Source organism: Marinomonas vulgaris, from assembly GCF_018145875.1.
Lineage (GTDB): Bacteria > Pseudomonadota > Gammaproteobacteria > Pseudomonadales > Marinomonadaceae > Marinomonas > Marinomonas vulgaris.
In genome coordinates this window covers 1-12498 of record NZ_JAGSSV010000017.1, presented here as the reverse complement: position 1 = coordinate 12498, position 12498 = coordinate 1, and the positions used below count along the sequence as shown (strand labels likewise).

Annotated in this window: 10 protein-coding genes; 6 read left to right on the top strand and 4 right to left on the bottom strand. The window is 43.4% G+C overall.

Going from position 1 to position 12498, the window contains the following annotated elements; all coding sequences use genetic code 11:
- Positions 1–122 precede the first annotated feature (122 nt).
- From J9B83_RS11990 to J9B83_RS11980, 3 genes are all read left to right on the top strand, one after another.
- Entirely contained in the window at positions 123–2315 is a 2193-nt protein-coding gene (locus J9B83_RS11990; protein ID WP_236037271.1) for a bifunctional diguanylate cyclase/phosphodiesterase, read from the top strand.
- Between the two features lie 2 nt (positions 2316–2317).
- Positions 2318–2887: a DMT family transporter gene (locus tag J9B83_RS11985; protein ID WP_211537027.1), complete on the top strand. Its 570-nt coding sequence runs from the start codon at positions 2318–2320 to the stop codon at positions 2885–2887.
- 174 nt (positions 2888–3061) lie between these two features.
- Positions 3062–4516 (top strand): coniferyl aldehyde dehydrogenase, encoded by a 1455-nt coding sequence (locus J9B83_RS11980; protein WP_211537025.1) that lies wholly within the window; start codon positions 3062–3064, stop codon positions 4514–4516.
- A 44-nt stretch (positions 4517–4560) separates the two neighbouring features.
- On the opposite strand, the gene J9B83_RS11975 is transcribed toward J9B83_RS11980, so the two are convergent.
- The gene (locus tag J9B83_RS11975) at positions 4561–6129 is read right to left on the bottom strand and encodes a SulP family inorganic anion transporter (protein WP_211537023.1); all 1569 of its coding nucleotides are present in this window, start codon (positions 6127–6129) and stop codon (positions 4561–4563) included.
- 288 nt (positions 6130–6417) lie between these two features.
- Here J9B83_RS11975 and J9B83_RS11970 point away from each other — a divergent pair, with 288 nt between their 5' ends.
- A complete protein-coding gene (locus J9B83_RS11970) occupies positions 6418–6852 on the top strand; it encodes a GtrA family protein (protein WP_211537014.1) in 435 nt (144 codons plus the stop codon).
- Between the two features lie 3 nt (positions 6853–6855).
- Here the strand turns inward: J9B83_RS11970 and J9B83_RS11965 are convergent, their stop codons facing one another.
- The gene (locus J9B83_RS11965; RefSeq protein WP_211537007.1) at positions 6856–8118 is read right to left on the bottom strand and encodes a sensor histidine kinase; all 1263 of its coding nucleotides are present in this window, start codon (positions 8116–8118) and stop codon (positions 6856–6858) included.
- Complete coding sequence (locus J9B83_RS11960) at positions 8115–8795, bottom strand: response regulator transcription factor (protein ID WP_211537006.1); 681 nt, start codon at positions 8793–8795, stop codon at positions 8115–8117. The genes J9B83_RS11965 and J9B83_RS11960 overlap by 4 nt, the downstream gene beginning before the upstream one ends.
- Before the next feature lie 160 nt (positions 8796–8955).
- Here J9B83_RS11960 and J9B83_RS11955 point away from each other — a divergent pair, with 160 nt between their 5' ends.
- Complete coding sequence (locus J9B83_RS11955; RefSeq protein WP_211537004.1) at positions 8956–9966, top strand: glycosyltransferase family 2 protein; 1011 nt, start codon at positions 8956–8958, stop codon at positions 9964–9966.
- The gene (locus tag J9B83_RS11950) at positions 9966–11390 is read left to right on the top strand and encodes an ArnT family glycosyltransferase (RefSeq protein WP_211537001.1); all 1425 of its coding nucleotides are present in this window, start codon (positions 9966–9968) and stop codon (positions 11388–11390) included. The genes J9B83_RS11955 and J9B83_RS11950 overlap by 1 nt, the downstream gene beginning before the upstream one ends.
- Positions 11391–11510: 120 nt before the next feature.
- On the opposite strand, the gene J9B83_RS11945 is transcribed toward J9B83_RS11950, so the two are convergent.
- Positions 11511–12428, bottom strand: a complete 918-nt coding sequence (locus J9B83_RS11945) for a BCCT family transporter (protein WP_211536997.1) — start codon at positions 12426–12428, stop codon at positions 11511–11513.
- Between the last annotated feature and the right edge of the window lie 70 nt (positions 12429–12498).

Sequence of the window (12498 nt, the reverse complement as noted above, 5' to 3'; positions counted from 1 at the left end):
AACAAAAACAAATATTTTATTGTCATAGATTGAAATTGAAATACATTCATAGACCAAACTTCATACTGGATTAAAATCAGCATCTTTTTATGCTTATCTTATTGATAATTAAGGAGAGTTAATTGAGAAGCTTGGAATTTAAGAAGCAGCATGCAGGCATTATTTCTGCATTTGCTTTTATCGGTATGATTTTTCTTGGCTTTTCTTGGGTGCAATCAACACAACACGTTATCGCTAGCCAGCAGGAATTATTGCTCAGCGGCATCGCTCGCACGCAGTCTGCTATTTTGGAGAGGCAACTTTCAGCTGCTTTTACTTCGACACAAATACTTGCTTATGAGATCGAACAAAATAACGGAAAAACTGATTGGTTTGATGATTACGCAGATACTTTAGTGAACTCAATTGGTGATATTAAACACCTCCAACTTGCTCCAGATGGCATCATTACAGATGTCTACCCTGAAGATAATCAGCCTATTCTTGGTTTGGATATTCTCACCACTCCGAAGTACGTAAAAGAAGCGTCTTTGTCCGTAAAAACTCAAAAAATGTTTATCATCGGCCCAATTGATCTAGTTCAAGGTGGTGCCGCCGTAATCTGTAGAGTGCCAGTATTCCTTAACAGAGGAACTCAAAAAGAGACTTTTTGGGGCTTTGCCTCTGCGGTTATTTATTTGGATAGCTTGTTAAATGCAACACGATTAAGAACACTGGAAAGCGAAGGGTTTCAATTTTCTTTAACACGTCAGCACACCGCGAACCAAAAAACGATTAGTTTAGCCTCCTCGGCCCAGCCACTGAGCGATCTTTACGCGATCACTAATCTTATGTTGCCTGTTGGTAATTTGTCTTTGAGTATCAGCAGGCAATCTAGCTCATCATTTGGAACAAACAGAAGCGTCAGTTATTTGCTTACATTATGTATTTCTCTACTGCTCTCTTTTTCGTTGTACGCAATGCTAATTCAACCATTGAAGCTACAGAAGCAAGTCAAAGAGAAAACCTTAGCGCTACAAAACTTAGCCTATCAAGACTCATTAACAGGATTAAAAAATCGACGTTTTCTTCAGGATAATTTATCTAAATCTGTAAGCCTTGAGCTTAAACATAATCCCATTACAGCGTTTATTTTTCTTGATTTAGATAACTTTAAACGAATCAATGACACAGAGGGGCATAACGTTGGTGATCAAATTTTGACGATAATTGCCAACCGCCTTGATAAATTCAGCCAAAAATCGGATTTAGTAATTAGGTTGGGCGGGGATGAATTTGCCCTGTTATTGGCTAATACAGACACAAGGGAATACATCGCCCAACGCTCTGAACAGATACTGCAATATATTAGACGGCCAATTACTTTCAGATCAAAAGAGTACAGTATTAGCGCCTCCATTGGCATTGCGATGATTCCTGACCATGGACGAGACTTAATTACTTTAATGCAGAATGCCGATCTAGCCATGTATCAGGCTAAAAAAGAAGGAAAGAATCAATATGCCTTTTATAACGAAAACATTAAACTTACTACTCACAATTTAGTGAAAGGCGAGAAGGATCTAGCGGCTGCTCTTCAACGAGAAGAATTTGAAGTGTATTTTCAACCTCAATTTAATCTTAAAACGAATCAAGTTTTTGCCGCGGAAGCCCTTGTCCGCTGGAACCACCCAGAGAAAGGCTTAATTTTTCCTGATGAGTTTATCCCTATAGCAGAGAGAACAGGAAAAATAGTGGACTTAGGGTATTGGGTGTTAGAAAGTAGTATTGCTTACTTAGCACAACGCAAGCTAGACAACCGACCTGATATCACTATACATATCAATTTAGCTCCGGCCCAATTATCAGATTTTAGCCTTGTTACGCGTGTAAAGACTTTGTTGACTAAATATCAAGTGCCTGCTCACTTAGTTGGATTTGAAGTCACAGAAAGTACCATTTTAACGGATGTCCCACTCGCTCAAAAAATTCTACACACTTTAAAAAATATGGGAATCTGCTTCTCTATTGATGATTTTGGCACGGGGTATTCATCTTTATCCCAGTTAAAACAGCTCCCCGTCAATATGCTAAAAATTGATCGTAGCTTTATTATTGAGCTTGAAAGTAATGAAGATGATCAGAAAATTGTAGAGGCCATCATTGCTATGGCGCATAAGCTTAATATAAAGACACTTGCGGAAGGTATCGAGACTAGGAAGCAGTGGCAGTTGTTGGAAGAGTTCCAATGCGATTTTGGGCAAGGGTACTATGTCAGCAAGCCAATTACCGCAGAAGCCTTTAACCAAGGAAACCTTATCGTGCATAGTGAGTAACTGTGTTGCCATTCTTTTTGATTTCCACCGGGCAAAAGAATATTAGCTCAGGCATTACCGGGTTGTTGGTGGCATTTATGCCGCTGGCGACCATGATTTTGGCGCATTATTTTGTGTCAGGAGACAGTCTCAATCGCTTTAAAAGCTTCGGTTTTTTGTTAGGTATTACTGGCGTGGTGGTTGTGCTTTGGCCGTCATTAGTTGGCGCTCACAGTAACTTACTGAGTGGCTTATTGATTTTACTCGCCACTTTAAGCTATGCAATAAATGCCATTTTGGTAAGACTATTACCTTCTTATAACCCGGTTGTCACCGCAGCGGACATGACGATTGTTTCAAGCATTGCTGTCGTGCCATTGTGGCTGTGGCAAGATTTACCTTGGCAGCAAAGTTTTTCCGTTATCGCCACGGCAGGCCCTACGTTTCTTTCATACATCAATTACGTGATTCCTATCGTGGCGTATTTTACTGGTGCGCTTCTTTTAGGCGAAAGCATTGAATGGCACAGCCTGGCGGCGATGTTATTAATCATTTTAGGGATAGCGCTAACGCGCAAACGGGTTACTAGTTGACCGCCTGACTAGACTGGCATGTGTTAAAGCAGCTCCAACATTTATCATCCCTATGACAGTATGTGACTATGCCTGCCTTGCCTCTATTGTTTCGTCAGAGTAGTTTTGTCATTGCAACTCGGTAGTACGCCCTAAAATGCCGTAACATTTATTGATTGTTGAGAGACAGTATTTATGGATAACACAACTGCGTTTGATACCTTTAAAGTAGATGTAGAAAACACCACAGACATGTTAACGCAATGTCTTGCTCAGCAGCGTGAATCTTTTGTCTTGCAAGGTCAAGAAGGCTACGAGGAGCGAAAGCAGCATCTCCTTAACCTCAAGCTAATGCTCACCGAAAATCGTGAAGCTATCATTGAAGCGATAAATCAAGACTACGGTAATCGCTCATATCATGAGACCCTATTGGCTGAAGTCATTACCGTGATCAGTGATATCACAAGTACCATTAAGCATCTTAAAAAATGGATGCGAGTTCAAAAGCGCAGTGTCGATCACAGCTTGTATTTTGGGGCTAAAAACCGAGTTATTCCTCAAGGTATTGGTGTTGTTGGCTTTATCATTCCTTGGAACTTTCCGCTTAACTTAAGCTTTTCTGGGTTATCTGCGGCATTTGCCGCAGGCAATAGAGCCATGGTGAAAATGTCGGAAAACTCAGTGGCTTTGTCTGAATTATTTAAAGCGTTGAGCCCAAAGTATTTTGACTCAAATAAACTGCAGTTTTTCACCGAAACGGGCGAAGTCGGCATTGCTTTTTCGGCCTTGCCATTCGATCACCTAATGTTCACAGGGTCAGGAGAGACAGGCAGAAAAGTGATGGCGGCTTGTGCCTCTAATTTAACACCAGTTACCTTGGAATTAGGCGGCAAGTCACCAGCGGTGATCGACCCTGAATTTCCGTTAGTAAAAGCGGTTGAAAGGATTATGTTTGTTAAGCAGTTTAATGCGGGGCAGATATGTACTACCGTCGATTATACCTTTGTACACCAAACACAATTAACGCCTTTTATCGCGGCTTGTAAGAAATGGGTTAAAAAGCATTGCCCAGATATCCATAATAACGATTACACCGCGATTATAGACAAAACAGCCTTTACGCGTTTGCTCGACACGGTTGACGATGCCCAGGCGAAAGGGGCGACGGTGATAAATTTAAGCGAGCAAGAGCCGGACACTAACACTCGGAAATTTCCATTAATGCTTATTTTAGACACGACAGATGAGATGATCATCAGTCAGCGAGAAACGTTTGGACCTATTTTAATGGTCAAAACCTACCAACAAGCCGAGGAAGTAATTCGCTACATTGTTAAGCGCGATCGTCCATTGGCTTTCTATCCGTTTAGCGATAATAAAGCTACGATAAAACACTATTTAGACAATGTGCTTTCGGGTGGGGTATCGGTAAATGATGCCTTATTTCATGTGGGCCAGCATGACCTTCCATTCGGTGGCATTGGAGGAAGTGGTATGGGGCATTATCACGGCTATGAGGGTTTTGTTACTTTTTCGAAAATGAGACCTGTTTTCTATCAAGCGAATATATCAAGCGTCAAATTGCTCATGCCGCCCTATGGGAAGCTAACCTCTCGAATAATGAATTTCTTGATAAAACTAAAATCCTAACGAGTCAATTACGTGATTATTATTGAAAAAAGAAACTGTTGGTATTATTTATCTTTATTGGGACAGTCTAAAAATACCCGGTTAACACAAGCTGCGCATTTGTCGGGCTCCACCTTCGCAATCATGGTGTTTATGGCGGCTGTGGAAGAGGTAAAGAGACGCCCCTGATCCAGAAAGTTTTTGAAGTCACTGCCTTCCAAATCATCGCATACGTGCCCCTTCAAAGAGCTGAAAAACACGTGTCCACCAGCAGCTTCTATCTTTTTAATCTCATCAAGCAACATATGCTGCCCGCTTGAATCAATGAAGTTAATGCCTTTTGCAATCAAGATGATTTTACGATGCTGCTGAGCAAGCAGTTGCTGCAACGCCTTTTGTAAGTGATCTGATGAACCAAAAAACACTGAACCATCAACACGAATCAGCTTTATTTCTGGGCATTCCGCAAGGTCATAACGCACAATATTGCGTATTTGTCGTTTTGCCCCTTCCTGTACTAATGGGGCAACACGGGTGATTTTTGGTCTTGAAGTCCGATAAAGATAACAACCAATAGAAATAAAGACTCCAGCATAAATAGCGTATTCAAGTTGTAAAAATAAGGTACACAGGAAAGTGCCTAAAAAAGTCAGTACTTCTGATTTTTCAGCACGAAGTGTCGTCAAAAAGCCTTTAATATTAAATAAATTCCATGTGATGACCATGATGCTTCCAGCCATCACAGGCACTGGAATATAGTGGGTAACCGACGGCAAAAACAGTAAGAATAACACGACAAAACACGCCGCAAAAACACTCGCCAAGGGCGTTTTGGCACCCGCATCGTAGTTCCCTCCAGAGCGAGTAAAAGAACCAGAGCTTGGATAACAGGAAAAGACACTGCCAATGATATTCGACATGCCCTGCCCCACAAACTCCTGATTGCCGTCAATCTGCTGCTTAGAACGCATAGCGATACTTCTAGCGATAGAAGCCGCCTCGATTAGACCCAATAATGCAACCGCAATAGCCCCAGAAAGCAATACAGACAAAACGTCAGCATCAACACTGGGCAAACGAAACACGGGAAGCGCACCGGATAACGCATCCAATACAATAACGCCTTGCTGCTCTGCCCCAAGGACAAAACACAACGCCGCCCCAAGTACCATGGCCCCTAATAAATAGGGCACCCGTTTGACATAACGCCTAAGCAGTACAGCGAATAACACAGTGGCCAAGCCAATACTAAGAGAGAACATATTGGTTTGTTCTATATTTACGACCACACCTAAAAAATAAGACGACAAACTGCCATCGCTCTGAACGTTAAGCCCTAATAGGTTTTTTAACTGGCTTGCTGCAATGATAATAGCCGCACCAGCGGTAAACCCTTGCACAACGGAATGAGAGATAAAATTCACCAGCACCCCCACTTTTAAGAAACCAAGTACCAGCTGAATTACCCCGACCATTAGGGTTAGTGTCAACATTAAGCTAATGTAGTCCACCGAAGTCATGGTCGTCGCTTTACTCACCACAGTAGCGGCGACTATCGACAAGGCCGCTAAAGTTGCTGAGACAATGGCTGTGTATAAACCAAATTCTGGTGGTAAAGTTGTTGGAAAATCCATACCCAAGATCATGCACAGCAAGGCTACCAAAAAGTAGAATTATTGGTCAGCGATATCCAAGCCAACACAGAAAAGCTTGCTAAAAATAAGTGAGAACTATTTCTTTAAATCTGCAGAGGTTGGTAAAAACTCCTTAAGATCAACCTCAATTTGACCAGCTTCTTTCATCGGTTAGCTTATATTTTTGCGCACCGACTATTTTAATAATTCGCATCAAAATTTGAATAAACACTAACTAACCCCTCGTTTTCACCTTTTTTCGATGTCCGAAGGGTTATATTTCGGCCCATGACGAGATTTTTTGATCAGGCTTTTATGCGTTTTGCTTTGGTGGGTGCGAGCGGCTTTGTTGTCGATGTGGCTTGTATGCTGCTGTTTTCGTTGTGGCTGCCTTTTGCTGTGGCAAGGTGCTTGGCGTTTTGGATAGCAGCCACATCAAACTGGTGGCTAAACAGAAACATCACCTTTGCCGCAGGCCGTAATAAAAGCCAATTCAAACAGGCTGCGGTTCGACAGTGGTTAAAATTTCTCGGCGGTTCTGTCGTTGCCTTTGTGCCTAATTGGGGGTGTTATGTGGTTTTGCTGTCTTTTCATGACAGTGTTACCCATCACACGCTTCATGTTTTGTGGCCGTATTTAGCAATGGCCCCCGGCGTAATCCTTGGCATGCTAATTAACTATGCCTTCTCCCGATTTTGGGTTTTTGTCCATGTCAAATCATAAAAGTTAACGCGCCTGGGGAAAACTCACTGTTGCCGTACAGCCAGCACCCTCATTGTCCACTAAACAAAAGTCGCAATGATATTTAGTGCAAATATCACGCACTATCATCAAGCCTAAACCGTAGCTTTCACCATCGGGCTTACCCTGCAATCCACAGCCAGTATCGATAATAGACAAACGATCGTCAGACACAGCGATGGTGATTTGTCCCGATTCGGTGCAAGCCATGGCATTTTTAAGAAGATTACCAACCAAGATGTGAAAAGTAGGAACAGGCAATTGCGTCATGATCTGTCCAACCTGCTCTATCTGAACCGTCACTGATTTATTCACCAGATACCCTAAATGGCCATCTCGAATGGCTTCAAGTTCGTTGTTTTCGATTGAGCGATACGCTATTGAAGATAAATCTTCTGCTCTTGTTAAAGACAACAAGGTGGTAATGTAATCTTCCATTTCCTGACAGGCTTTGTTCATCCGCTGTCGTTGTCTTTCAAGAAAATCTTTTGAATCCGATTTTCCCAGTAAGGTCGCCACGCCTTTCATCACCATTAATGGTGTTCGAAGTTCGTGGCTGGCGTGACGATTAAAAGCACGCTCTCGTTCAATCATGGTGTTAATTTGATTTTGATAAGCGTTTAAACGCTCCACCAGCTGGTGGACTTCAAAGGTGACGGCTCCTTCTGGTAAAGCGATCGCCGACAAGTCACTGGAACTTCGTTTACCAAGACTGTCTGACAACAAGGCCAATGGCGTGGTTAAGCGCTTGGAAATGCGCATCACCACCCACAAACTCACCGCTAACAGCAAAATAGACAAAAACAGCTGAGTGCTTTGGGTCTTAAACATTTGCACTTCGCTGACTTCGTAGATTTCATCGTAATGCAATAAATACAACTCTTGCGGCTGTCCGTTGAGCATCACTAGCGATCGCATCGAAAAAACCTCTCGATCCGTGTCCGAACTCTCATCCAGTTCATAGGGCTTATCGTCTGTCATGGCTGGATTCAAAATAACACCTGCAGGCAAACTTGCTTTACCAACATAGGCTTCGGAGAATGGTGGCACGGACAAATAGGTTAGGTTCGTCCCTTGCAGCTGTTCTATCGCAGTATTTCTGTCTTTTAACATGCGATTTTCAGCGTAAATGCTTTCAACATCTTCAATCATGGACTCAAACATGGAAAAGTGAAAAGCAATAATGGCAAAGGCCACAATCGAAAAATACGTGAACGTTAGCTGCTTTGCGGTTTTTATTCGTTTCATTCCTCACCTTCCTTAACCAGGTGATAACCCACTTTTGAAACGGTTCTTAAATAAGCGTGCTCAAAGGGCTTATCGATTAAACTTCTAAGCTGGTAAATATGGCTTCTTAACACCTTACTGTCTGGCTCTTCATCGCCCCACAGTGCATCGCCAATTTCATCTTTTGAGACCAGATCCGGCGCTTTTTGCATCAGGCATTTCAAAATGGTGTACTGGGAAGGGTTCAATGAATAACGACTGCCTTCGCGTTGCACAATGCGTGTTTTCATATCCAATTCAAGCCGACCGAAAGTAAGCGTTCGATTGGCGACATGGCCTTTTTTTCTTCTGACCAACGCCTGCAAACGAGAATCGAGAATGTCTAGATCGAAGGGCTTAACCAGATAATCATCGGCCAAATGTTCAAACCCAGCCAGAATATCGTCTTTTGTATCTCGTGCGGTGAGCATCAAAATCGGGGTATCAATTCCCGCATCGCGCAGCGATTTACAGACTGTCAGTCCGTCCATTTTAGGCAACATGATGTCTAGAATAATAGCGTCATAATGCCCCACTTTGGCCAATTCATAGCCCTGCAGCCCATTATTGGCATAATCCAACACATAATGTTTGATTTCAAAATAGTCGAAAATGACACCCGCGATGTCTTTATGGTCTTCCACTAACAGTAGTTTCATTGAATTCTCTGTAAAAAAGGCAGGCAATTTACCCAGCGTAAATTGGGTGATTTAAACCATTATATTGTTACACAACTGCATGAAAAAAAAGTGAATCATCTTTTTGCGACACTCACCCCTCTAGCATAGCCTCATCGACTGACATGTTAGGAAAATTCTGATGAATACAGTGTCTTATAAAGCTTATGAACACCTAGCTCACGCCACTAAGGCGCAACCCCTAGTAACCGTGGTCATCCCTTTTTTTAATGAAGCGGAAGTACTCACTACTTGCCACACAAGAGTCTGCGCAGCCTTGTCTAACCTGCAACAACATTGTGAAATCATTTATATCGATGATGGAAGCCAAGACAACAGCTGGTCGTTGGTCAGCGAGTTCACCCACAGGTTACATCAAGTACGCTGCCTTAGGCTGAGCCGTAATTTCGGTAAAGAAGCCGCCATGAGCGCTGGCATGAAAGCCGCCTCTGGTCGGTGTGTGATTTTGCTTGATGCTGATTTGCAAGACCCGCCGGAATACATTCCTGATATGGTCAAGGCGTGGCAAGCGGGCGCACAAGTCGTTGAGATGCAACGCCAAGAACGCCACGGAGAAGGCTGGCTAAAACGCACCACAGCCCATTGCTTTTATCGCTTTATGTCGCACGTTAGCGACCATCCAATCACCGAAAATGTCGGCGATTTTCGCTTGATGGATCAAAAAGTAGTGAGCGTGATTAACACCTTGCCAGAGCGTACTCGATTCATGAAGGGACTACTCGCGTGGCCGGGCTTTACTCGCACCGTCTTGTCTTTTGATCGTGATGCACGCCTGGCCGGCACCACAAAGTGGAATTATCCCAAGCTGATGCATTTGGCATTAGAGGGCATCACTTCTTTCAGCACCAAACCCTTACGCTGGGCAACCATGGCGGGGCTTGCAACCTCACTCATCGCCTTCGTAATGGCCATAGTTATTTTTACCAAGACCTTAGTATGGGGCGATGCGGTGGCAGGTTACCCGTCAACCATTTTGATTATCTTATTTCTTGGTGGAATCCAGCTTTTGTCCATTGGCGTGCTTGGTGAATACGTCGGCAGGCTGTTTATCGAGTCCAAACAACGTCCCTTGTATGTGCTTATGGAAGACGCCATGCAGAAACCCACCTTTCAGTCGATGGAAACCAAATAATGTTAAAACACGCTTTTTCTTTGCCTTCCAGTCGATTTTTATGGATGTTATTAGTCAGTTGCCTAGTGCTTCGTCTTGTCTCTTTGGCCCTCTACCCGCTCATGGACACCACCGAAGCAAGGTACGCTGAAATGGCCCGTATCATGTTCGAAACCGGCGACTGGGTCACGCCAATGTTTGATTACAATGTACCGTTCTGGGGCAAGCCACCCATTTTCACTTGGTTGAGCAGCATCGGATTTAACCTCTTTGGCATCAATGAATTTGCCGCCCGAGTGCCTCACCTCGTGGTTGGTATCGGCGTTATTGGTTTGGTCTACTTGTTCGCTAAAAATATTTTTGTCTCAACCAAAATAGGCTTATTCAGTGCGGTCTTATTAGCGTCTACTTTTTCGTTTATATTGCTCAGCGGCGCGGTAATGACAGACACGGCACTCACTTTTTCCATTACTTTGAGCATGGTGAGCTTTTGGCAAGCGTGGTCTGGTCGAGGCAAGTTATGGGGGTATCTATTCTTTGTTGGGCTCGCCTTGGGCATGTTATCTAAAGGCCCGCTTGCGGTGGTGTTAATCGGCATCAGTTTAACGCTTTGGCTACTACCGAACGGACGCTGGAAACGACTTTGGGAAGCATTGCCTTGGGGTTATGGCAGCGTACTTTTCTTATTGATATCAGTGCCTTGGTACGCCATGGCGGAGTACAAAACTCCCGGTTTTTTAGACTACTTTATCGTTGGTGAACACATAAAACGCTTTATCGTGAGTGGTTGGCAGGGAGATCTATATGGCACAGCACACGAAAGAACCCGCGGCACCATTTGGGTGTATGCGTTTATCTCTATGTTACCGTGGAGCCCTATTTTGCTGTGGCAATGGATTCGCTCAATAAAAGAAGGCAAAGATACCGAAGAAAGGTCCGATGGATTGGGCAGTTTTTTGGTGTTGTGGATGTTGGCGCCGCTGTTGCTGTTCAGCTTTTCGGGCAATATTCTCGCCAGCTACACCATGCCCTGCTTACCACCCGCTGCTTTGTTGTTGGCGCACCTGAATCAACAACGACCTTTACCGAGCTGGCTATACAAAATAGGATTTATTACGCCCATTCTGCTTATCGTGCTCGTTAGTGTCTTGCGTTTTGACATTGTCCACCCGAAGTCACAAAAAGCGATTTTGACTGTTTGGGCACAACAAGCAGCAGCCTCAGAAAGTGATTTATTTTTTCTACACAAACGCCCTTTCTCCGGCCAATATTACTCCGCTGGAAAAGCAAAGCAGCGACAAGGAGACTTGACCACATGGCTGCCTTCACAGCAACAGCCGTTCTTTATTGTTCAATCTAAAAACGCCTCGACGCACTACCCAGGTTGGACTTGTTCAAAAAGAGGCGAAACTAAAAAAGAGAGATTGCTGTTTTGTGCACAATGACAAAATACTAAAGTCGTGTTTAGAACAAAAAAGCCGAACGTAATGTTCGGCTTTTCGTTTAACAAGGAAGTATAGATTTCTTCACCTACTATAATAGGCAGCAGATACCATATTAATTCTTTACTTATTCAGTTCAGATGGATTATGAAGCCACTTTATCAAGGTTAAACTGCAACTTAAAATAATTAAGGTCGCCGGCAAACCACCTAAATTAGACAAAGATTTAATACCAGCAACACCCACGGTGCTGACCATGATCCAAGCCACTAGCCCAATGATTGTCCCCCACAGTACTTTAATCGGAAGCCCTGCACCCTCTTTTGAGTCTGCTTTGAAATCTTTCACACACAAATCACCGATGGCATCTGTGCTTGAATCGGCCGCCGTCACATAAGAGATAAAAGCAATGAATACCAACATTAATGATGTTAAGCCACTTAATGGTAACTCATTAAAAATATGGTACAGCAGCTGCTCAATACCACCATTATTAAGGACATCATACAAACCGCCAGTACTAGACTGATCCATGAAAATAGCGGATCCAGAGAACACAGAGATCCATAATAAAATAAACAAACTTGGATAAATAAGGTTCACTTGGATAAATTCTCGAACCGTGTAACCTTTGGCGATTTTACCCAAAAACATGGCTGTTATTGGAGCCCAGGCAAACCACACAGCCCAATAAAATACACTCCAGTATTGTGGCCAAAGATCACCAGAAGCCTGACCTGTAAATAAGCTCAAGCGGAAAAAGTTCTGTAGGAAAGCGCCTAACCCTTCAACGCCAATACCTAAAATGTACAACGTAGGCCCAAAGACCAAGGTGAAAACAAACAAGGCTATCAGTAACCAAAAGTTAATTTGAGACAGCCGTGCAATTCCTTTTATCAATCCGCGGGCAGCAGAGAAAACAAAAGTTATGACGATCAAGGCGATGAAGAAGCCCAAGGTTATCGCACTTTTCTCAAGCTCAACAAACTGACCAACGCCACCAAGCAGGGTCAATGCACCTGTTCCTAACGAAGAATTCATTTTTAACCTTCGAGCCTGACCATGTCACATCAACTCACTTTTGCCGACAGCGAATTCAACAACAAGCGTC

What these genes read in the sequence shown, in the direction of transcription:
- J9B83_RS11950 (WP_211537001.1), top strand. Translation starts at nt 9,966, where the DNA reads ATGTTAAAACACGCTTTTTCTTTGCCTTCCAGTCGATTTTTATGGATG.
- J9B83_RS11945 (WP_211536997.1), bottom strand. Translation starts at nt 12,428, where the DNA reads ATGAATTCTTCGTTAGGAACAGGTGCATTGACCCTGCTTGGTGGCGTT.
- J9B83_RS11955 (WP_211537004.1), top strand. Translation starts at nt 8,956, where the DNA reads ATGAATACAGTGTCTTATAAAGCTTATGAACACCTAGCTCACGCCACT.
- J9B83_RS11970 (WP_211537014.1), top strand. Translation starts at nt 6,418, where the DNA reads ATGACGAGATTTTTTGATCAGGCTTTTATGCGTTTTGCTTTGGTGGGT.
- J9B83_RS11980 (WP_211537025.1), top strand. Translation starts at nt 3,062, where the DNA reads ATGGATAACACAACTGCGTTTGATACCTTTAAAGTAGATGTAGAAAAC.
- J9B83_RS11960 (WP_211537006.1), bottom strand. Translation starts at nt 8,795, where the DNA reads ATGAAACTACTGTTAGTGGAAGACCATAAAGACATCGCGGGTGTCATT.
- J9B83_RS11965 (WP_211537007.1), bottom strand. Translation starts at nt 8,118, where the DNA reads ATGAAACGAATAAAAACCGCAAAGCAGCTAACGTTCACGTATTTTTCG.
- J9B83_RS11975 (WP_211537023.1), bottom strand. Translation starts at nt 6,129, where the DNA reads ATGGATTTTCCAACAACTTTACCACCAGAATTTGGTTTATACACAGCC.